This is a genomic window from Falsihalocynthiibacter arcticus (assembly GCF_000812665.2).
Taxonomy (GTDB): domain Bacteria; phylum Pseudomonadota; class Alphaproteobacteria; order Rhodobacterales; family Rhodobacteraceae; genus Falsihalocynthiibacter; species Falsihalocynthiibacter arcticus.
On record NZ_CP014327.1, the window covers coordinates 1,152,906 to 1,173,681 of the forward strand.

The following is a 20,776-nucleotide window of genomic DNA, read 5'->3' on the forward strand; positions in this document are numbered from 1 at the left end:
CAGGCCCTATAAGACAGGGTAGCCAAGTCGGGGATAATCACAAAGAAAAAATTTCACCAATTGGACAAGAACGCAAGAAGGCGCCCCAATTTGCGTGGGGCGCCTTAAAATACTGATGAATTATACCGCGACAGCTGTTTTAGTAGCGGTAATGTTCTGGCTTGAACGGTCCATCAACGCTGACGCCAATATAGGCTGCCTGCTCAGGAGCCAATTTCGACAGTTTCACACCGATGCGGTCAAGGTGAAGGCGCGCAACTTTCTCGTCCAGATGTTTCGGCAGAATATACACGTCGTTTTTATAGTCGTCGCCCTTGGTCCAAAGCTCGATTTGCGCCAGAACTTGGTTGGTGAAGCTCGCGGACATCACAAAGGAAGGGTGACCCGTCGCGTTTCCAAGGTTAAGCAGACGTCCCTCAGAAAGCAGGATCAAACGCGCGCCAGACGGCATTTCGATCATATCCACTTGGTCTTTGATATTGGTCCATTTGTGGTTTTTGAGCGCCGCAACTTGGATTTCATTGTCAAAGTGGCCAATATTACCAACGATCGCCATGTCTTTCATTTCGCGCATGTGTTCGATGCGGATAATATCTTTGTTGCCTGTTGTGGTCACAAAGATATCGGCTGACGAAACGACGTCTTCGAGAAGGACAACTTCATAGCCATCCATCGCCGCTTGCAACGCACAAATAGGGTCGATTTCTGTAACTTTGACGCGTGCGCCAGCGCCCGAAAGGGAAGCTGAACAGCCTTTGCCAACGTCGCCATAGCCACAAACAACCGCCACTTTGCCGGCCATCATTGTGTCTGTTGCGCGGCGAATACCGTCAACGAGGCTCTCTTTACAGCCGTATTTGTTGTCGAATTTCGACTTGGTGACGGAGTCATTCACGTTGATCGCAGGGAACGGCAAGTGGCCAGTTTTCACTAAGTCATAGAGGCGGTGAACGCCGGTTGTGGTTTCCTCGGAGACACCTTGGATCGCATCACGTTGCTTTGTGAACCAACCAGGCGAAGCGGCGAGGCGTTTTCTGATTTGTGCGAAAAACGCAACTTCTTCGTCGCTAGTTGGGACATCAAGAAGGTTGGTTTCGCCAGCTTCGACGCGCGCACCCAGAAGGATGTACATCGTTGCGTCGCCGCCATCGTCGAGAATGAGGTTACATGTGCCGCCGTCGAAATCAAAGATTTTGTCCGCGTAATCCCAGTACTCTTCCAGCGTTTCGCCTTTGATTGCGAAAACGGGTGTACCACCAGCGGCGATCGCTGCGGCGGCGTGGTCTTGAGTTGAAAAAATATTGCACGACGCCCAGCGCACATCGGCGCCCAAGGCCACCAAGGTTTCGATCAAAACCGCTGTTTGGATTGTCATGTGAAGCGAACCGGCAATGCGCGCGCCTTTGAGCGGTTTGCTCTCGCCATACTCAGTGCGTAGCGCCATCAAGCCAGGCATTTCGGTTTCTGCGATGTCCAACTCCTTACGGCCATATTCTGCAAGGGCAATGTCTTTGATGATATAGTCGTTCGCCATGGGGCTGATTCCTCATAAATTTAGTTGAACGCCAGATACCACCACAATCGCGACTAGGCAACATAAGCCCAACAAACCCGCGTGATCCAGCACGGCTCAAAACCGGGCATCTTTACTTTTGGCAGGTCGGGGTCTAGCCATAACAAGATTGAGCGCGTGTAAAACAGAGGCAAAACAATGGCAAATCAACCCCGCGCGTGGCAACGCATGCTTTCTGGTCGTCGGCTGGACTTGCTCGACCCAACGCCGATGGATATCGAAATCATTGATATCGCGCATGGCCTTGCGTTTGTCGCACGTTGGAATGGACAGACCAAAGGCGATTTCGCTTATTCTGTGGCGGAACACTCCCTGTTGGTCGAACGCTTATTTTGTCGCATTGTGCCAAACGCTCCTGCAAGATGGAAACTCGCGGCACTTTTGCATGACGCCCCTGAATACGTCATAGGCGACATGATTTCCCCCGTAAAATCCGCTGTTGGAACGGGTTACGAAGCTTTGGACACAAGGCTAACAGCGGCAATACATCTTCGGTTTGGCCTGCCCGCGTCGATCCCTGTATCGGTTAAGAAACAGATTAAAAAGGCAGATAAAATTTCGGCTTGGATGGAGGCTACACAGATTGCTGGCTTCTCAGAACGCGAGGCGGACAAGCTCTTTGGCAAACCAGACGCCGCTGTTCTAGAAGGGCTAGCGATTGAATTGCGTTCACCGCTTCTGGCGCGCAATGATTTTACCGCGCGTCACGAAGAGCTTCTTACCCAAATATAGAGCCTAACGTGGCGATCTTTTCGCCAAAATGCGTTGAAGCGTGCGCCGGTGCATGCTCAAGCGCCGCGCGGTTTCGCTCACATTTCGGTCGCATAATTCATACACGCGCTGAATATGCTCCCAACGCACCCGATCTGCGGACATCGGATTCTCGGGTGGTGGGGGAAGCGCATCTTTTTTTGCTAACAGCGCGCCAAGAATGTCATTGGCATCGGCGGGCTTTGACAAATAATCCGTCGCCCCGATTTTAACCGCAGCAACGGCCGTCGCAATGGCGCCGTACCCCGTTAAAACAACGATCTTCGCATCTGGCCGCTTTTCGCGCAACAATTCGACAACGTCGAGGCCGTTGCCATCTTCAAGGCGCAGATCGATCACCGCATAGGCGGGTGGCCGCGCCGTGGCGATCGCGCGCCCAGCGGCCACTGAACCAGCCATTTCAACCACAAACCCGCGTTTTTCCATTGCGCGCGCAAGACGACGCAAAAACGGTTCGTCGTCATCAAGGAGCATGAGAGATTTGTCTTCACCGATGTCCTGCAATTCACGATCTTTCATTTAAGCGCCCTAATTTTATACCTGCCCCCTGTTCTATGCAGAACCGCAAGGCAGGTCAAATATCGTTAAACCTGAAAGGATGGAAAATCAGGAGTTTTCGACAAAACACGCGACTCGATTGGCCATATCCTCTGGGGTATCATCGCGGTTGAAATACTCCACGACCCCGTGTTCGGGCAGATAGAGATAGGTGAAGGTCGAGTGATCGACGAGATAATATTCGTCATCGCCCTCGTTCTTTTTGTAATAGGTTTTATAGGCCCGCGACGCCGCTTTTACGTCCTCTTCGGTCCCTGTGAGGCCAATCATGCGATCATGCATCACGTCGGTATATTCGGCCAAAACCGCTGGCGTGTCGCGCGCGGGATCAATTGAAATAAAGATCGGTGTGGTCTCGATTCCGACTTCATCCAGCAAATCCACCGCTGCCGCATTGCGCGCAGAATCCAGCGGACACACGTCGGGACAGAACGTATAGCCGAAGTAGATAATCGACGGTTTGGTCAAAACGTCAGTGTCGGAAACGCGGGCGCCCGTTTCGTCAATAAGCGAGAACGGCCCGCCAATGGAGGACGTACCACCGGCAATTTTGTTCACACTGCATTGCTCAAACTCGGATTCGCCCGAACTCATTTTCAGATAGGCGGTTGAGCCCAGTAAAATAGCGGCAACACCAACTGCAGCAAATGCAAAAATCCGACCCATCGTTCAATCCTTTTTGGTTTCGCCGCTTGATCGCTGTGTTTACCATGACAATCAACTGTGCAACTTGCCGCACAACATGGGGTGCCAATGATCGAAACACAATCGCTCTTCATCAATCAATCCGCGCGCAGCGATTGGATTCGGCTACGCACGCTGATTGTCCTGCGCTGGGTTGCGATTGCGGGGCAAATAATTGCAATTTCGGTTGCACGGAGCCAGTTCGACATCCAGCTCGATTTGGGCCTTTGTTATCTGGTGATTGCGGCCTCGGTGATCGCAAATTTAATTGCGATTTTCGTCTACCCCGAGAACAAACGCCTCAACGAGGGGCAAGCCGTCTTGATGTTGCTCTTCGATATTTCGCAACTCATGCTACTGATTTATTTAACTGGTGGGCTGCACAATCCCTTCGCGCTTCTAATTCTCGTACCGGTCACAATTTCGGCAACTGTTTTAACCCTCCACTCCACAATTCTTCTGGGCACGGTTGCTTTGTGCCTCACAACCCTTGTCGCTCTGCGGAGCACCCCGCTTCAAAACAGCGCGGGTCGCATTTTTCAGGCCGATCCCTTCCTTCTGTTTGGGTTTTGGCTGTCTATCGTCATCGGCACAGTATTTCTCGCCATGTATGCGCGGCGGGTGACCAGCGAGATTCACTCCATGTCCGAGGCGCTTTTGGCAACGCAAATGGCACTGGCTCGCGAGCAGAAATTGACCGATCTCGGGGGGTCGTGGCTGCAGCGGCGCACGAATTGGGCACCCCTCTCGCGACAATAAAACTCGCGGCCTCCGAGATGCTAGACGACCTTGAGGACGGCTCTGACCTTATGGCCGACGCCTTGCTCATCGGCGAGCAAACAGACCGATGCCGCGAGATTTTGCGTTCCATGGGGCGGGCAGGAAAAGACGACCTCCACATGCGTACTGCGCCATTTGAGGCCGTGGTGCGCGAAGCGGCAGAGCCTCACACGAAACGCGGTCGTGACATTCATTTCAACATCGGCCCTGCCCCAAGTGGTCTGCGCGAACACCCCGAAATTCATCGAAGTCCAGAGATTATTCACGGCTTGAGGAACCTCGTTCAGAACGCGGTGGATTTTTCACAGGCAAATGTTTGGATTGATCTCGCATGGACGAACAATCGCATCCAAATTCGAATTGCGGACGATGGCCCCGGTTTTCCGCCGCATTTGATTGGCCGTATTGGGGAGCCTTTTGTCAGACGCCGCGATGCAGGGGTGAAACCGCGCCGCCCAGGTTATGAGGGGATGGGCCTCGGACTTTTTATAGCGAAAACACTTCTTGAACGCACGGGGGCCGAATTAATTTTCGCCAACGGATCGGACCCCTTTTTAACCGAGCAAGAGCGGCCCCTTAAGTGTGGTGCCGTGATCCAAGTTGTCTGGCCTCTCGATGTTCTTGCTGCGTCCGCGGAGGCAACGCGTGGGCGTCTCGGTGAAAACAGTCTTTTTGTACCAAAAGCATAGCCATAGACTCCTTTTTTTAAGAAACCTTAATAAGGCGTTAACCTTTCCGGAGCGAATATCCTCCCGTACCCATCAAATGGAATGATTCCTTGTCTGTGCTCTCTTCAGAAACCCTTTTACTGGTTGCGCTCTCTTCATTTTTCGCCGCGGCATGTGGTGTATTCGGCGTGGGATACTTTTCCAGTCGTGGAAACAAACAATCACATCGGGCACTCCTTCAAGGGGCGGAAAACTCCTTGGTTTTCCTCTTCGACGACGAAAAATTGGTCGATGCCACGACGCGCGCCCGCGCCTTGTTAAATTCCCGCCCGCAAGGGTCGTCAGAATGGCGCCAATTTTGCGTTCTCGCCCAGACCCGCTTCCCGGATTTGCCCCTCGAAATGGCAGAACTGGCGAGTGAGGGTTCCCTCACAATCCAAGCGAGCGATCCCGCCGACTTTGCCGAAATCCGTGCTGAATGGTGGAACGGAGTGGCCCGAATTGAGCTGGTCGAAGACGCAACCGCCAGCACTGAAACGGTAGTTGACCCTCACAGTATGAATGCCATGAAGCGAGAGTTGGAGACTTTGCGTAAGACGGCCGAGATGTCCCCGTATTACGTCTGGCAGCAGACAGTCGACGGCGTGATTACATGGGCTAATTCGAGTTACTTCACCCTGTCGCAAGAATTTGATGGCAGTGCAGAGAAGCCCGTTCAAACATGGCCGCCCTCGCGTCTCTTCCAATCTGTCTCACTCGCCCAAGGCTCGCCTGAAGGACGGGCACATCGTGTTTCAGTGAAATTCCCCGAAGAGACAAATGGTCGTTGGTATGAAGTTTTCAGCACAACTATTGGCGACGAGTCATTGCATTTTGCAACGAGTGCCGACGGGGTTGTTCGCGCCGAAACCGCTTTGCGGGATTTCGTTCAAACGCTGACAAAAACGTTTGCTCACCTCCCGACCGGATTGGCCATTTTCGATAAAAAACGTCAACTCGCGCTCTTTAACCCTGCCCTCACCGACCTCACAGGCCTTCAGCCTATGTTTTTATCCCTTCGTCCAACGCTGGTTAGTTTTTTGGATAAATTACGCGAAGGGCAAGTGATCCCCGAACCCAAGAACTACAAAGGCTGGCGCGCTCAAATATCCGCACTTGAGGCCGCTGCAGTCGATGGCACCTACTCCGAGACTTGGACGCTCCCGTCGGGCCAAACATATCGCGTAACGGGCCGCCCTCATCCGGATGGGGCTGTCGCGTTTCTTTTTGAGGATATTTCCGCAGAAGTGTCTCTCACACGGCGGTTTAGGCGAGAACTTGAGATCGGACAGGCCGTTCTCGACAGCTTCCGCGAGGCGATTGCAGTTTTTGCATCTGACGGAATGCTCACGATGTCAAACTCTACATACACATCCCTTTGGGGTGTCGACCCAGGAACCACTCTCGGCGAAATGAGTGTGGTTGACGCAATGGCGCACTGGCGCACCAAATGTGAGGACAGCGCATTGTGGTCGTCCATTCAAAGCTACATCGCAACAAATGGATCTCGCGAAGAAAAGAGCTTCAAACTTCGCTTGTTGGAAGGCGGTAATTTGACCTGCCGACTTGCTCCTGTCGCTGGTGGAGGAACCCTTATCGCATTTGCGGTAATAAGCAGCCCTGCACTTACCCCTTTGGAACCCATCGAGCCCAAAGCTCTCGACACGGAGGAGGTCCTACACACGGATGGAGCTTCAAAACCAAAGGATCCACTTCTTTTCAAAATCGAAGCATGATCACCCTTGCGGTTGGATGTGGCTGCGTTAAATTCGCTACATGTTACCGTTTTCACATCAAATTTCACTTTCCTCTCCTGAGGAGACAGAGGCGTTCGCCAACCGTCTAGCGCCGCATCTTACGTATGGGGACACAATTCTTCTTGAAGGGCCTATTGGGTCTGGGAAAAGCCTGTTCAGTCGATCCCTCATTCTGTCAATTCTACCCCATCCCGAAGACATTCCCTCTCCAACCTTTACACTTGTTCAGGTTTACGACGGGCCTAAGTTTCAGATCTGGCACTGTGATTTGTATCGCCTAACTCATCCCGACGAGGCATGGGAACTTGGTCTGGAAGAGGCATTCGACTCCTCGCTTTGTTTGATAGAGTGGCCAGATAGGCTCGCGGGGCAAGAACCCAAAGACGCCCTGCACATCACTTTTGTTCCCGAAAACGGTGAAGTTCGCCTTCTGAAGTTTCAATCTCATTCGGCGCGTTGGAACCTTCTGACAGAGGTCTTGAATGCCTGATCGCTTTGCACAGCTCCTCTTTAGCCCAAGTGGTGTGACCGTAACGCCTCTCGCGGGTGATGCATCCGGTCGCAGATATGCGCGCTGGCGCCACCCTGCATTTGGCAGCATGATCCACATGGACGCCCGCAATGATCGGCCTGACGGCGTTGCGGACTTTATCAAAATTGATATTCATTTGCGAAGCCTCGGCCTCTCTGCACCTGTTATTTTGGCGCAATCTGAGGACGAGTTACTCCTTGAAGACCTCGGCGACGATCTCTTTGCCAATATTTTGTTGCGAAAACCAACGATGGAGACCGACCTTTACATTGGCGCTGCAAACCTTCTCCTCGAAATTCAGAAAGCGCCGGCGCCAAAAAATCTACCAACGCTTGACCCAGCAACCATGGCAAAGGCCATTTCTCCGGCTTTTGAGGCCTATCTCTTGGGCGCGACCGGAAAGGAAAATCCGAGTGCTCAAAGCGCGATATCCCTCGAATTAGAGCGCGTATTGGTTAAGTCTAATTCAAAAGAACCCAAGCTTTTGTTGCGTGATTTCCACGCAGAAAACCTGCTTTGGCTTCCAGATCGCTTTGGCGTTGCCCGCGTTGGTGTTTTGGATTTTCAGGACGCACACGTGGGACACTCGTGCTATGATCTCGCATCTTTGTTGGAAGACGCGCGCCGCGATGTGAGCGAGACGACCCGCAAATTCGTTCTCGACCATTTTCTCGACCATTCAAAGCTTGATCCAGGCATTTTCCTTGAGGGATTTTGTGCTCAAGCCGCGCAAAGGAACCTACGTATTGTGGGTGTTCTGGCGCATCTGTCACTTAACAAAGGAAAGCGGCGATATCTAGAGTTTTTACCCCGTGTCTGGGGCCATTTGATGCGTGATCTAGAGCACCCAAACCTTACCAATTTGAAGGCGATCCTCATGGAGACCTTGCCGCCGCCATCGCCGGAGGTGCTTTGCCGTCTGGAGGGCCCAGATGCCTAAATCGATCATGATTTTCACGGCTGGCAAGGGCACACGCATGTTGCCCTTAACGGAAACCCTTCCAAAACCGATGATTTTGGTGAACGGCAAACCACTCGCCGACTATGCTTTTGCACTCGCGCAGGATGAAAACCTTCAAACCGTGATGAACCTTCATTACCTTCCAGACAGTATCGTCCAACATTTCGGACCCAAAGGTGTTCAGTTCTCGAACGAAAAATCCCAACTTCTTGAGACAGGTGGCGGCCTGCGCAAAGCCCTTCCTATTTTACAGAACGCCCCCGTTTTTACCCTTAATTCTGACGCCATTTGGTCCGGCCCCAACCCGCTGACCCTGTTGCGAAAGGCTTGGAATCCTACCCAAATGGACGCGTTATTGATGCTCGTTCCCTTAACTCAATCCTTGGGGCACCACGGAAGTGGAGATTTTTCGGCCGATCAAAATGGGCAACTAACGCGCGGTGGCGCCCTCCTTTATACGGGCGCACAGATCATCAAAACAGAACGCCTTGCGGAAATTTCAGAGTCCGCATTTTCACTAAACCTATATTGGAATCTGCTCATGCAAAGCGGCCGCGTTTTTGGCGTTACTTATTCAGGGAAATGGTGTGACGTCGGGCAACCCTCGAGTGTGCCTATCGCCGAATCCCTCCTGAATCGTGCCCACGATGTTTAAGCCGAACATCTATGGCATCGCCCCAGGATGTGATTTCCCAGCGGTACTGGTTCATGGCCTTCTGGACCGATATCACGACAAGCCCCCAGAAGAGCTAGCGCGGGTCCAGTTGGTCGTCAATACCGAGCGGATGAAGCGGCGGGTTGACAGCCTTTTTGCTGCTCAAGGTGCACTTCTATGTCCAAAAATCGGCCTCGTTACGGACCTCGCGTTTGGGGCTGCGGCGGGTATAGAAAAGGCGGTTTCGCCCCTGAGAAGGCGGCTCGAACTCACCCAGCTCATCGCCCAACTCCTTGATCAGCAACCAGACCTTGCCGCGCGCGATGCTCTCTATGACCTCGCTGACAGTTTGGCGAATTTGATGGATGAAATGCATGGTGAAGGCGTGGAACCCTCCCGCATTTCGTCCCTTGATGTGTCTGATCAATCGGGGCATTGGGCGCGTTCCCTTGAATTTATTGGTATCGTTGACCGGTATTTCGACAACACCACCGAACCACTGGACAAAGAAGCGCGCCAACGCCTCGTTATCGAAGCGCTTATTTCTTCATGGCAAGATCATCCGCCCAAAAACCCCATTATTCTTGCGGGATCAACGGGATCGCGCGGGGCAACCCATAAGTTAATGCGCGCGATTGCGGAGCTTCCCAACGGCGCGGTTGTGCTTCCGGGGTTTGATTTTGACATGCCCGCCGAGGTTTGGTCCGGGCTCGATGACGCCCTAACAGCAGAGGATCATCCGCAATATCGGTTTCACCATTTGTTGCAGTCGTTTGAAGTGACCAGCGACAGTGTTTCACAGTGGAGCCCATCACCCGCTCCAAGCCCAGAACGCAATGCACTCATTTCACTTGCTCTGCGTCCCGCCCCCGTAACCGACCAGTGGATGTCTGAAGGCAAGCATCTACCAAGCCTCGCGTCAGCCTGCGAAAACGTCACTTTGGTCGAAGCCTCCTCGTCCCGCGAGGAGGCGGGAGCTATTGCGCTTAGGTTGAGAGAAGCTGTTGAGAAGGGCCAGAAAGCGGCTCTAATAACGCCTGATCGTGTGTTGACGCGACAAGTGACCGCCGCCCTTTCGCAGTGGAAAATTGAACCCGACGATAGCGCGGGCACGCCACTTGCTCTTTCCGCTCCCGGTCGGTTTTTACGCCATATTTCCGCACTAATGGGGCAGCAATTGACATCAGAGGCTCTCCTCACCTTGCTAAAACACCCGCTGACAAACACGGGAAGTGGGCAACGGGGCGCGCACCTCAAATTGACACGCGAACTTGAACTCAAGCTGCGCAGATTTGGCCCGCCCCACCCGCACGCGGATGACCTTCAACTGTGGGCCTCCACGCTGAAGGGCGACGAAAACGCGAACCTCTGGGTCGAGTGGATCATAGGATGTTTATTTGAACTTTCGACCGTTGGAACGCGGAGTCTTTCGGAGCAGTTAGTTTTTCATTTGGCTATCGCCGAAAGGCTCGCAAACGGCCCCGCCCCACAGCATCAAAGCAAGTTGTGGTTGAAAAAAGCTGGTGAAAGCGCGCTCCAAACCGTTGAAGCATTGAAGTCTGAAGCGGGCTATGGCGGCGATTTTGCGCCCAGAGATTACGTCGACCTATTTCGATCTGTTTTGGACAAAGAGGTGGTTCGCGATCCGATTCAACCCCATCCAAACATTATGATATGGGGAACACTTGAGGCCCGCGTTCAGGGCGCTGATCTGGTTATTCTTGCAGGCTTGAACGAAGGCGTGTGGCCGGAATCACCAAAACCCGATCCGTGGTTGAACCGAAAAATGCGTGCCGATGCGGGTCTATTGTTGCCCGAACGGCGGATCGGGCTCTCGGCTCATGATTTCCAACAGGCGATTTGCGCACCAGAGGTGTGGATTACGCGCTCCATTCGCAGCGCAGAAAGTGAGACGGTTCCGTCGCGCTGGGTGAATAGACTCGTGAACCTTTTGGACGGTTTGCCAAAAACTGGTGGCAAAGAAGCCCTTGATCAAATGCGACGTCGTGGGAATACCTATTTGGCCCTTTTCAAAGCACTTGAGACACCAGAAATCCGGATTGAAAGCGCGAAGCGGCCCTGCCCGCAACCACCAATCCATGCGCGGCCCAAAAAGCTTTCCGTAACCCAGATCAAGACACTTATTCGCGATCCCTATGCCGTTTATGCGCGCCACGTATTGCGGCTCAAGCCCCTTGACCCCTTGCGGCAAGTGGCGAGTGCGCCATTACGAGGAACGGTCCTGCATAGTATTTTCGAGGCAGTTGTGCGCGACATCCCCCTATCGAAACTCAATACCGCCTCCCTTATGGCGGTGGCGGACACAATCCTAGAAGCTGAGGTTCCTTGGCCCGCCGCGCAACGTATATGGCGGGGAAAATTGGGACGCTTGGCCGAGTGGTTTGTCGCAACGGAGCACGATAGACAAAGCAAAGCCGCGCCAACTTATTTTGAAAAACGGGGCGAACTGAGGCTGGATAGGCTCGATTTTACCCTTTCAGGCATTGCTGATCGCATCGATGTTGCTCCCGATGGGCGCGCTGTGATCTACGACTATAAGACGACGCCGCCCACTGCAAAAGTGGAACACTTGTTCGACAAGCAACTCTTGCTTGAGGCGACAATGCTTGAGCGCGGTGCCTTCCTTGGCGTTGCGGAAAACAGTGTTCAACGCGCAAGTTACATTGGCATCGGCTCATCCCCTGAAGAACGCGATGCGAAACTCGAGGAAACCTCTACGACCGACATTTGGGCGGAGTTGCACACATTGATTGAAAGCTATTTCGCACCCGACCAAGGTTATACCTCGCGTCGCGCTACAAGTGTGGTGGCCCACTATGGCGATTACGACCACCTTGCGCGTTTTGGCGAGTGGGAAGAAAGTGACACCCCCAACCGTGAGGTGGTATCATGATGCGCCGTGATCAAGCCTCAGAACGCCAAGTCCAAGCGGCCAGCCCCAAAGATTCAACATGGCTCTCGGCGAACGCAGGGTCCGGGAAAACCCGTGTGCTGACGGATCGCGTTGCGCGCTTATTGCTCGATAAAGTGCTTCCTCAACATATTTTGTGCCTGACCTATACCAAGGCCGCCGCCAGCGAAATGCAGAACCGATTGTTTGCCCGTTTGGGAAGTTGGGCCATGTTAGAGACGGATGAGCTAAAGGCCGACCTCAAAAAGCTTGGGTTCGAGGGGCAGGTAGCCGACGCCGAGTTGAAAGAGGCCCGTCGCCTTTTTGCCCGTGCAATCGAGGCTCCCGGTGGGTTGAAAATCCAAACCATCCACTCATTTTGTGCCTCTTTGCTGCGCCGTTTCCCTCTTGAGGCAGGTGTTTCGCCCCAGTTTGTCGAAATGGATGATCGGGCAGGCAACCTTCTGCGGGAGGAAGTAGTCGATGAAATGGTACTTGCAGGTGACCAATGGGCCGTTGATGGCGTCGCTGCATTGCTGACGGATCAAGATTTGACCAAGTTCACTTCCGAAATCTCCAAGTATGCAGCCAGTTTTCCCCCCAATCCAGACGCTGATAGTATCTGGGCGCGATTTGAATTGACCGAAGGGTTTTCGCTGCTCGACCTCGAAGAACGCACGTTTTTGCCGGATGACGGTGCTCTTTTAACGAGTTTGATGCCCTACTTGGAGGCTGGATCGACCAACGACCAGAAAGCGCACGCGCGTTTGTGCAGCTTAGATTTCACCAATCTTTCCACCGCAGACCTCGCGACGCTAGAAGGTCTTTTCTTGACTGGAGCGGGCGCAAAGGAGCCCTTCTCTGCAAAAATAGATGCTTTTCCTACCAAGGCCGTGCAAGCGAAATTTAGTGACAGCATGGATCGCTTGAATAACTTCATGATGCGCATCGAGGATGCGCGCGACATTAAAAACAGGCTCTATGCCGCGCGAAAAACCCTCGCGCTTCAGGAATTTGCCGCCGCATTTTTACCCCGATATCAGAAAAAGAAACTCTGGCGGGGTTGGTTGGATTTTGACGATCTCATTCTAAAAGCACGCGATCTTTTGACCGATCCTTTGGTCGCGCAATGGGTCTTGTATCGTTTGGACGGCGGAATTGACCACATTTTGGTGGACGAGGCCCAAGACACCAGCCCCGCGCAATGGAGCGTTATTGAAAACCTTGCCCAAGAATTCACCAGCGGTGCAGGCGCGCGTTCAGACCAAACGCGTACAATTTTCGTGGTTGGCGACAAAAAACAGTCAATTTATTCGTTCCAAGGTGCCGATCCGTCCGAATTTGACCGCATGCAAAAGCACTTCGCCGCGCGCTTGACCCAAATTGGCGTGGGCCTCCAGAGTTTGCAATTGGAACACTCCTTTCGGTCGTCCAGTTCCGTTCTTTCTGTTGTGGACCACAGTTTTTCGGCGCGCCAAGGGCACGGCGTGGGTGGCGAAATGACCCATATCGCCTTTAAGGACGCGATGCCGGGCCGGGTAGATCACTGGCCGATCATTGAGAGTGTTTCGGACGAGGATGATCGCCATTGGGCCGACCCCGTTGATCGTCTTTCTCAAAATCACCACAATGTTCAACTCGCGCGGATGATCGCAGGTGAAATTCGCCGGATGATCGATGAAAACGTCACTATTCCGCAAGAAATCGGCAATTCAGGCACCTATGCGCAACGCCCTGTTACCGAGGGCGATTTCCTCATTTTAGTGCAGGGTCGGAGCGGTATTTTTCCGGAAATCATCCAAGCCTGTAAGGCTGAAAAGCTGGCAATTGCGGGGGCGGACAGGTTTCGGATTGGCGCAAGCCTTGCCGTGAAGGACATCACCGCGCTTCTATCCTTCCTTGCCACGTCCGAGGATGACCTCTCGCTCGCCGCGATTTTGCGCTCGCCGCTCTTTGGTTGGAGCGAACAAGATTTGTATGACCTAGCTCAGAAACGGACGCAAAAGTATCTCTGGCGCGCGCTTCAGGAACGTAAAAAGGAATTTCCCGAAACCGTCGCCACACTCGAAGACCTCCGCGATTCAGCCGATTTCCTTCGCCCCTATGAACTTATTGAACGCTGTTTGACCGATCATAAAGGCCGCATAAATCTGGTTGCCCGCCTTGGGGCAGAAGCCGAGGATGGCATTGATGCGCTTTTAAGTCAGGCGTTGAGTTTTGAGCAGATGGAAATCCCGAGTCTTACGGGTTTCCTCACGTGGCTTCAATCTGAGGAGGTTGAAATCAAACGGCAAATGGACAGCGCAAGCGACCAGATCAGGGTGATGACTGTGCACGGGGCGAAGGGGCTTGAGGCACCAATCGTTATCCTTCCAGACACACATGCGCGTGCAAATGTTGTTAAATCGGAGCTTATCCCGCTTGAGGATGGGTTGGTGACATGGAAAATGCGGGCCACCGAAATGCCGCCTAATATGGCCGATGCCATCGACACGAAGAAGGAACTTCAAGCGCAAGAAAAAATGCGCCTTTTGTATGTGGCGATGACGCGGGCCGAAAAATGGCTCATCACCTGCGGCGCTGGTAAGCTGAACAAAGACGGCCTAGCTTGGCACCAATTGATCGAAGAAGGCATGAAACAGGCGGGAGCGGTGACATATACGTTCCCGTCAGGGATGGGACTCCGATATCAGAGCCTATCTTGGGAGGAACTGCCGCAATTGCCATCTAAACAAGCTTCGGAAATGCACTCTCCAATCAAGCCTAACTGGGCAATTACTCCCGCACCCGCGCCCATAAAAGATGTCAAACCGCTCTCGCCATCAGACCTAGGCGGCGCAAAGGCGCTCGCTGGGCCAAGCGGGTTGAGTGAAGAAGAAGCCAAGGAACGGGGAACGTTGATTCACCTCTTGTTGGAGTACCTTCCTGAGATTTCAGAGGATGAGTGGCCCGCACGGGCGGAAATTTTGGTTGGTGAGATGTTTACTGAGTTACTGCCTGAGGCCGCGCAATGCTTAAAACACCCTGATTTGGCGTTTCTATTCTCGGGCAACGCTCTTTCGGAGGTGAATATATTTGCCACCCTACCCGAATTGGCACAGGGCAATTATACGACGGCGGAGATCTCGGGCTCAGTCGACAGACTGGTGATTGATGAAACTGAAATCCACGTGATCGATTTCAAATCCAACGCCGTCGTTCCTGCATCGGCTGATGACGTGCCCGAGGGATTGATGCGCCAAATGGGCGCCTACTGTTCCGCCCTAAGCCAGATTTATCCGAACCACACACTCCGACCCGCGATTTTGTGGACTAAAACCGCAACCCTCATGCCGCTCAGTCACGCGAAGGTGACAGATGCCCTTGCGCGTGTGAACATGCCTTGACGAGGCCGCGCCGCGTACCTAGGTTTGAGACCTAACAAATTTCCTCTAGGAGAGAGCCGATGGCTACAGTTGCCGTAACCGACCAAACTTTTGACGCCGAAGTCCGCCAGTCTACCGTCCCTGTTGTTGTAGATTTTTGGGCGGAATGGTGTGGTCCATGTAAACAAATCGGCCCTGCTCTTGAGGAGCTTTCCGCCGAATACGGCGACAAAATCAAAGTCGTTAAAGTAAATGTCGATGAAAACCCACAGTCCCCCGGTCAAATGGGCGTGCGCGGGATTCCGGCATTGTTCCTGTTTAAAAACGGCGAAGTTTTCTCCAACAAAGTTGGCGCTGCCCCTAAAGCAGCATTGAAGAGCTGGATTGACGAAGCACTTTAAGCCTTCTTGAATTCGAGTATTAATTGGGCGTCCGTTTTGGGCGCCCATTTTCGTTAAAGTTCCCAGCCACTTTTTCGCATCGCGGCCAAAATGCGCGCTTCTGCATTCTCATTTCCCGCGTTGATCGCGGTTTTACGCAGAAACCACAGGAGATAGCTGTCATAACTCTGCGCGGGTTGGTGCACATGTCGAAACGCGGCCTCCAACCCAACGCGATCCACGTTTCCTGCGATGTGGTGAAAATCAATCTGGGCAAACAAAACCGCTGGCTTCTGCAGGAAAAACCCTTTTAGCGCGACCGATGAATTTTGGGTCACAACATAATCGCAGGACGCCAAAAGCGCGTCCGATGGCGTGTCGCTCAACTGAAACCGAGTGTGTTTACCTTCCAAGGCACGCAATGAGGCCATATCACCCTCTGAATAGGCCTCGTTGGGGTGCAGGCTGGCGATCACAGGGCGCGTTGCATCAGTGGCAAGTGTCCGTTTAATCATCTCAAGCGGCGAGCAGGATTGAAAGCTTCGGTGTTTCGAAATTTTACCCTGCAATGGCATGAAAATATGCCCCTCACGGGTGACAGGCTGATCGCCAAAATGCCGCTTCCGCATCGAGTTTGCGAACGTTTTTGCCATGTTGGACTCTTGTTTGTCGGCGGGGTAAGGCATGTTTGCGACCCGAAAATTCCACCGTTCGGCAACTTTCTCAATGCGCCAAAATGGATAAAAATACGCCCGCCGAAGATTGAGTGCGCGATCATGGAAGGGATCCTCCATATGAAACAGTGAATACCCTTGAAAACCCTGCGACGCATTTCTATTTTTGGCCGTGTTCAAATGGTAATCAACCGATACCCCAACACTCGACATCGCTGTTTCAATGCGGTTCATGAGATTGTGGGCACCATTTTCAGCGCTTTTTTTTAAGCCCTCTTCGAGGAAGATATGTAGCGTTTTCAAGGAGTCCATGCTGCAGAACTTAGGTCGCCTTCGGAATATTTCCAAGCAAAGAACTTGTGGGATAGCCCCTAGACGGCCATATACCTAGAAACGACGAGGGGTTTTATGTCAGACGATCAATTTCCAGGGTGGCACGGCACCACAATCATCGGTGTGAAAAAAGACGGTAAAGTTGTGATTGCGGGGGATGGACAAGTCAGTCTTGGGCCCACAGTTATCAAAGGGACTGCGCGCAAAGTGCGGCGTTTGTCGCCCGGCGGCCATGACGTTGTGGCTGGATTTGCTGGCTCTACGGCGGACGCGTTTACGCTTCTTGAACGGCTTGAGGCCAAACTCGAAGCAACCCCCGGACAATTGGCGCGTGCCAGTGTGGAATTGGCCAAGGATTGGCGCACCGACAAGTACCTACAGAAACTCGAAGCGATGCTAATCGTGACGGATGGTACCGATATTTTGGTTATCACGGGCGCGGGCGATGTTTTGGAGCCAGAACATAACGTAGCCGCCATTGGATCAGGTGGAAACTTTGCGCTCGCGGCTGCGCGAGCCTTGATGGATTCTGATCTGGACGCCGAAGCGATTGCGCGCAAGGCGATGTCTATCGCCGCCGATATTTGTGTTTATACCAACGGTAAGTTGACCGTTGAAACCATCGAAGCTGTATAAATGGTCGAGTTGACCCTAGATGATGTGCGCGCCGCAGTAGCCGCTGGTGTCCTCAACGAAGTGCAAGCGTCGAAATTGATCACCATGGCCCAATCGCGTCAGGGCGTACGCAATTTCCTCTCCGGAGAAGACGAGCCGTTTGAGTTTTTCCGTGGCTTTTCTGAGATTTTTGTAACCGTCGGCTTGGGTCTATTGTTCTCGGGCCTGCTGGCGATCACATGGCTAATTGGCGGTGGGGTTTTCGTGCCGATAGTGGGCGTCGTCCTCACGGCACTTTTCGCGATCTACTTCACGAAAAAACGGCGCATGAGCCTGCCGAGTATCGCGTTATCTGCTGGATTTGGCTTGTTTCTGGCCATCTCGACGGTGACTTTCCTTGGAATTTCGGGAGCAACCACACCAAATGCGAGCCAAGGATTAACGATTGGCCTTGTCGGCATGGTGGGCATGGCGTGGTATTTTTCCTACTTTAAACTGCCGTTTTCGATGTTCGTCCTTGGTGTTTTTGGAATTATCAGCGTCCTTTCTATTGCAGGAATAGTGTCTGACGACCGGCGCTTCATCTTTGATTTACCCACGTCGCTGTTTGATTTGGGCGCGGGATCAGCCATGGCCTATGGCTCGCTTATCTTTGGTCTGCTTGCGTTTGCGGGTGGTATTTGGTTTGACCTCAAAGACCCCTACCGCATCAGCCGCTACGCCTCATCCGCCTTTTGGCTCCACATATTGGCCGCCCCTGCCCTTGTGAATGTGATCGCGCTATCACTCTTTAATCTAGGTGGGAGCTTGGGCGCATTGCTCACGGCTCTCGCTCTCGTGCTGGTAACATTATTGGCTTTGATCATCGACCGACGCTCTTTTTTGACCGCTGGAATTGGGTACATTGCGATCCTTATTTCCATGGCCATTCAAAATTCCTCGGACGGCGATATCTCTATCGTTGCTACTCTGCTGTTGCTTGGTGGCGGCATTACAATTCTCGGCACATGGTGGGTGCAAATCCGCGCAACACTCATGCAAAAGCTTCCCGATTTTCCCCTTAAAAACCGCTTTCCCCCCTACTCGGAGTCCGTATGACCGACCTTACGCCCCGCGAAATTGTATCCGAACTTGACCGTTTTATCATCGGCCAGAGTGACGCCAAACGCGCCGTTGCCGTGGCGCTTCGCAGCCGCTGGCGCCGCAATCAGTTGTCGGACGATCTGCGCGATGAAGTTTACCCTAAAAACATCCTGATGATTGGGCCAACTGGCGTCGGAAAGACCGAAATTTCCCGCCGCCTGGCAAAACTGGCGAAGGCTCCGTTCATTAAAATTGAGGCCACCAAATTCACTGAAGTTGGATACGTTGGCCGCGACGTGGAGCAAATAATCCGCGACCTCATGGATAGCGCTATTACTCAAACCCGTGATTTCATGCGCGAAGACGTCCGCGCAAAGGCCCGCGAAGCCGCAGAAGAGCGCGTGATCGAGGCCATTGCCGGCACCGATGCCCGTGAGCAAACCCGTGAGATGTTTCGCAAGAAACTTCGCTCCGGCGAGTTGGACGACACCATTATTGAACTCGAAGTCGCGGACACTTCGAACCCGATGCAAGGTCTCGACATTCCTGGACAACCGGGCGGTGGCGCGACAATGATGAACCTTGGCGATTTGTTCGGGAAAGCCATGGGCGGACGCACCACCCGCAAAAAATTGACTGTGGCCCAAAGCTTTGAAGTGCTTCTTGGTGAAGAGGCCGACAAGCTGCTGGATGATGAAATCGTGGTTAAACGCGCGCTCGAAAGCGTCGAAGAAAACGGTATCGTGTTTTTGGATGAAATTGACAAAGTCTGCGCACGCTCTGACGCGCGGGGCGCTGATGTTTCGCGCGAAGGCGTGCAACGCGATCTCTTGCCGCTAATCGAAGGCACCGTCGTTTCCACAAAACATGGCCCTGTTAGAACGGACCATATTTTATTTATCGCATCCGGTGCATTTCATGTGGCAAAACCCAGCGATCTTCTGCCAGAACTTCAAGGCCGCCTCCCTATTCGGGTTGAGTTACGCGCCCTAACCGAAGAAGATTTTGTACGTATTCTGACTGAAACCGAAAACGCACTAACCCTGCAATACACGGCTCTCATGGCGACCGAAAAAGTGAACGTGACCTTTGCCCCAGAGGGTATCGCTGCGCTTGCAAAAATCGCGGCGGAAGTGAACCGGACCATCGAAAACATCGGGGCCCGCCGACTTTACACTGTTTTGGAGCGGGTTTTTGAGGAGCTTTCGTTTACGGCACCCGACCGAGCTGACGAACATATCGTGGTCGACGCCGAATTCGTTGAACAACATCTTGGTGCGTTGGCAAAATCGACCGATATAAGTCGATACGTCCTCTAGGACTAATAGGGTTAAAAATATGCGCGTTCTTTTTGCCTTATGGTTGGTCGTTTTGTCTGGTTGTGCAATTCAAAACGACCTGAGCTACACTGATCGCGCCGATGTGGGGGCCGTGGTGCCGATCTACGTGGGCACCACGCGCAATCCTACCAACGATGGAACTTTCAACAGTTCACTCGCGGACGCCACCAATTACGTACGCTATGATGTATCCATTCCACCCCTGCATGAGCCGGGAAAAATTGAATGGCCATTGGGTAAAACACCTAATCCCGAAAAGAATTTTGCGGTTACTGCGAAATATACCTACGCGGACGACACTGCGTTCAAGGCATCCCTGCGTAAGCAGATTATAGAAAAATCGCCCGTAAAAAAGCGCGTGTATGTCTATGTACATGGTTTTTACAACACATTTGGCGACGGACTTTACCGGGCCGCTCAAATTTCCAACGATTTTTCGGTGAATGCTGTTGTTACGCATTTCGCATGGCCTAGCACCGGAAGCGCTTTTGGATACGCCCATGATCGCGATGCCGTTTTGACTGCGCGCGACAGCTTTCAGGAATTTCTCGAAACTGTAAAAGACGCGGGCGCATCTGAAATCGTTATTGTAGCGCACTCGCTCGGGGCCGCCCTCACGATGGAAACCTTGCGCAGCATCGCCATTGAGGACGAAGGCGCAGTCACGCGTATGATCAAGGGGGTCGCCTTAATTGCCCCTGACCTCGATGTCGATTTATTCGTAAGTCAGGCGTCGCGCATTGGGAAACTTCCCGATTTCTTTGTGATTTTCACGTCCTCCCGTGACCGCGCCCTGCAACTCTCGGCGCGCGTGTCTGGCGAGACCGCTCGCCTCGGAAATATTCAGGATGTAACGCCAATCGCGCATTTGGAAACGGTTGTTTGGGATATCTCGGCTCTGGATGGAATTCAAAAGAGCAACCACTTGGCAGCCTTCGAAAATCCGGAAGCGCTTGAGTTTATTCAACTCATTCAAGGGCGTGAGGCCGTTCTTTCGGTAAGTGGGAAAACGCTTCCCGGCCCATTCCCAAGCGTTGCGATTTCAATCAACAACCTAACCCGCATCGTGCTGTCACCCGAGAGCGCTAACAATTAGG

16 protein-coding genes and 1 pseudogene are annotated in these 20,776 nt (G+C 52.9%); 13 read left to right on the forward strand and 4 right to left on the reverse strand.

Annotated features, from left to right (window positions below; genetic code table 11):
- Positions 1–139 precede the first annotated feature (139 nt).
- Complete coding sequence (gene ahcY / locus RC74_RS05720) at positions 140–1,534, reverse strand: adenosylhomocysteinase (protein ID WP_039002903.1); 1,395 nt, start codon at positions 1,532–1,534, stop codon at positions 140–142.
- 177 nt (positions 1,535–1,711) lie between these two features.
- On the opposite strand from ahcY, the gene RC74_RS05725 reads away from it, so the two are divergent.
- Complete coding sequence (locus RC74_RS05725; protein ID WP_039002902.1) at positions 1,712–2,305, forward strand: HD domain-containing protein; 594 nt, start codon at positions 1,712–1,714, stop codon at positions 2,303–2,305.
- Between the two features lie 3 nt (positions 2,306–2,308).
- Here the strand turns inward: RC74_RS05725 and RC74_RS05730 are convergent, their stop codons facing one another.
- Positions 2,309–2,863 (reverse strand): ActR/PrrA/RegA family redox response regulator transcription factor, encoded by a 555-nt coding sequence (locus tag RC74_RS05730; protein WP_039002900.1) that lies wholly within the window; start codon positions 2,861–2,863, stop codon positions 2,309–2,311.
- An 87-nt stretch (positions 2,864–2,950) separates the two neighbouring features.
- Complete coding sequence (locus RC74_RS05735) at positions 2,951–3,568, reverse strand: SCO family protein (RefSeq protein ID WP_039002899.1); 618 nt, start codon at positions 3,566–3,568, stop codon at positions 2,951–2,953.
- 87 nt (positions 3,569–3,655) lie between these two features.
- Here RC74_RS05735 and regB point away from each other — a divergent pair.
- The 8 genes and pseudogenes from regB to trxA all read left to right on the forward strand — a co-directional run bounded on the left by regB (position 3,656) and on the right by trxA (position 15,655).
- A pseudogene (gene regB, locus RC74_RS05740) lies at positions 3,656–5,055 on the forward strand (sensor histidine kinase RegB).
- Positions 5,056–5,291: 236 nt separating this feature from the next.
- Positions 5,292–6,809 carry a PAS-domain containing protein gene (locus RC74_RS05745; RefSeq protein ID WP_218918116.1) on the forward strand — a complete coding sequence of 506 codons (1,518 nt, stop codon included), beginning with the start codon at positions 5,292–5,294 and terminating at the stop codon, positions 6,807–6,809.
- Between the two features lie 40 nt (positions 6,810–6,849).
- Positions 6,850–7,320: a tRNA (adenosine(37)-N6)-threonylcarbamoyltransferase complex ATPase subunit type 1 TsaE gene (gene tsaE / locus RC74_RS05750; protein WP_039002898.1), complete on the forward strand. Its 471-nt coding sequence runs from the start codon at positions 6,850–6,852 to the stop codon at positions 7,318–7,320.
- The gene (locus tag RC74_RS05755; RefSeq protein ID WP_039002897.1) at positions 7,313–8,302 is read left to right on the forward strand and encodes an aminoglycoside phosphotransferase family protein; all 990 of its coding nucleotides are present in this window, start codon (positions 7,313–7,315) and stop codon (positions 8,300–8,302) included. The genes tsaE and RC74_RS05755 overlap by 8 nt, the downstream gene beginning before the upstream one ends.
- Positions 8,295–8,978, forward strand: a complete 684-nt coding sequence (locus RC74_RS05760) for a nucleotidyltransferase family protein (RefSeq protein ID WP_039002895.1) — start codon at positions 8,295–8,297, stop codon at positions 8,976–8,978. The genes RC74_RS05755 and RC74_RS05760 overlap by 8 nt, the downstream gene beginning before the upstream one ends.
- Positions 8,971–11,892: a double-strand break repair protein AddB gene (gene addB / locus RC74_RS05765; RefSeq protein WP_039002894.1), complete on the forward strand. Its 2,922-nt coding sequence runs from the start codon at positions 8,971–8,973 to the stop codon at positions 11,890–11,892. Before RC74_RS05760 ends, addB begins: the two co-directional genes overlap by 8 nt.
- Complete coding sequence (gene addA, locus RC74_RS05770) at positions 11,889–15,275, forward strand: double-strand break repair helicase AddA (protein ID WP_179946758.1); 3,387 nt, start codon at positions 11,889–11,891, stop codon at positions 15,273–15,275. The genes addB and addA overlap by 4 nt, the downstream gene beginning before the upstream one ends.
- Positions 15,276–15,334: 59 nt before the next feature.
- A complete protein-coding gene (gene trxA, locus RC74_RS05775) occupies positions 15,335–15,655 on the forward strand; it encodes a thioredoxin (RefSeq protein WP_039002893.1) in 321 nt (106 codons plus the stop codon).
- A gap of 53 nt (positions 15,656–15,708) precedes the next feature.
- On the opposite strand, the gene RC74_RS05780 is transcribed toward trxA, so the two are convergent.
- A complete protein-coding gene (locus RC74_RS05780; protein WP_156477417.1) occupies positions 15,709–16,542 on the reverse strand; it encodes a hypothetical protein in 834 nt (277 codons plus the stop codon).
- Between the two features lie 174 nt (positions 16,543–16,716).
- Here RC74_RS05780 and hslV point away from each other — a divergent pair, with 174 nt between their 5' ends.
- Genes hslV through RC74_RS05800 form a run of 4 tightly spaced genes read left to right on the forward strand, consistent with a single transcriptional unit; the run spans position 16,717 to position 20,775 of the window.
- The gene (gene hslV, locus RC74_RS05785; RefSeq protein ID WP_039002891.1) at positions 16,717–17,277 is read left to right on the forward strand and encodes an ATP-dependent protease subunit HslV; all 561 of its coding nucleotides are present in this window, start codon (positions 16,717–16,719) and stop codon (positions 17,275–17,277) included.
- Positions 17,278–18,354 carry a hypothetical protein gene (locus tag RC74_RS05790; protein WP_039002889.1) on the forward strand — a complete coding sequence of 359 codons (1,077 nt, stop codon included), beginning with the start codon at positions 17,278–17,280 and terminating at the stop codon, positions 18,352–18,354.
- Positions 18,351–19,658, forward strand: coding sequence for an ATP-dependent protease ATPase subunit HslU (gene hslU, locus RC74_RS05795; RefSeq protein WP_039002888.1), 1,308 nt, complete (start codon positions 18,351–18,353; stop codon positions 19,656–19,658). Before RC74_RS05790 ends, hslU begins: the two co-directional genes overlap by 4 nt.
- Before the next feature lie 19 nt (positions 19,659–19,677).
- Entirely contained in the window at positions 19,678–20,775 is a 1,098-nt protein-coding gene (locus RC74_RS05800; RefSeq protein ID WP_052274903.1) for an alpha/beta hydrolase, read from the forward strand.
- The last annotated feature ends 1 nt before the right edge of the window (position 20,776 follow it).

Coding starts and splice junctions, on each gene's coding strand:
- ahcY (WP_039002903.1), bottom strand. CDS start 1,534: ATGGCGAACGACTATATCATCAAAGACATTGCCCTTGCAGAATATGGC.
- RC74_RS05725 (WP_039002902.1), top strand. CDS start 1,712: ATGGCAAATCAACCCCGCGCGTGGCAACGCATGCTTTCTGGTCGTCGG.
- RC74_RS05730 (WP_039002900.1), bottom strand. CDS start 2,863: ATGAAAGATCGTGAATTGCAGGACATCGGTGAAGACAAATCTCTCATG.
- RC74_RS05735 (WP_039002899.1), bottom strand. CDS start 3,568: ATGGGTCGGATTTTTGCATTTGCTGCAGTTGGTGTTGCCGCTATTTTA.
- tsaE (WP_039002898.1), top strand. CDS start 6,850: ATGTTACCGTTTTCACATCAAATTTCACTTTCCTCTCCTGAGGAGACA.
- RC74_RS05755 (WP_039002897.1), top strand. CDS start 7,313: ATGCCTGATCGCTTTGCACAGCTCCTCTTTAGCCCAAGTGGTGTGACC.
- RC74_RS05760 (WP_039002895.1), top strand. CDS start 8,295: ATGCCTAAATCGATCATGATTTTCACGGCTGGCAAGGGCACACGCATG.
- addB (WP_039002894.1), top strand. CDS start 8,971: ATGTTTAAGCCGAACATCTATGGCATCGCCCCAGGATGTGATTTCCCA.
- addA (WP_179946758.1), top strand. CDS start 11,889: ATGATGCGCCGTGATCAAGCCTCAGAACGCCAAGTCCAAGCGGCCAGC.
- trxA (WP_039002893.1), top strand. CDS start 15,335: ATGGCTACAGTTGCCGTAACCGACCAAACTTTTGACGCCGAAGTCCGC.
- RC74_RS05780 (WP_156477417.1), bottom strand. CDS start 16,542: ATGAACCGCATTGAAACAGCGATGTCGAGTGTTGGGGTATCGGTTGAT.
- hslV (WP_039002891.1), top strand. CDS start 16,717: ATGTCAGACGATCAATTTCCAGGGTGGCACGGCACCACAATCATCGGT.
- RC74_RS05790 (WP_039002889.1), top strand. CDS start 17,278: ATGGTCGAGTTGACCCTAGATGATGTGCGCGCCGCAGTAGCCGCTGGT.
- hslU (WP_039002888.1), top strand. CDS start 18,351: ATGACCGACCTTACGCCCCGCGAAATTGTATCCGAACTTGACCGTTTT.
- RC74_RS05800 (WP_052274903.1), top strand. CDS start 19,678: ATGCGCGTTCTTTTTGCCTTATGGTTGGTCGTTTTGTCTGGTTGTGCA.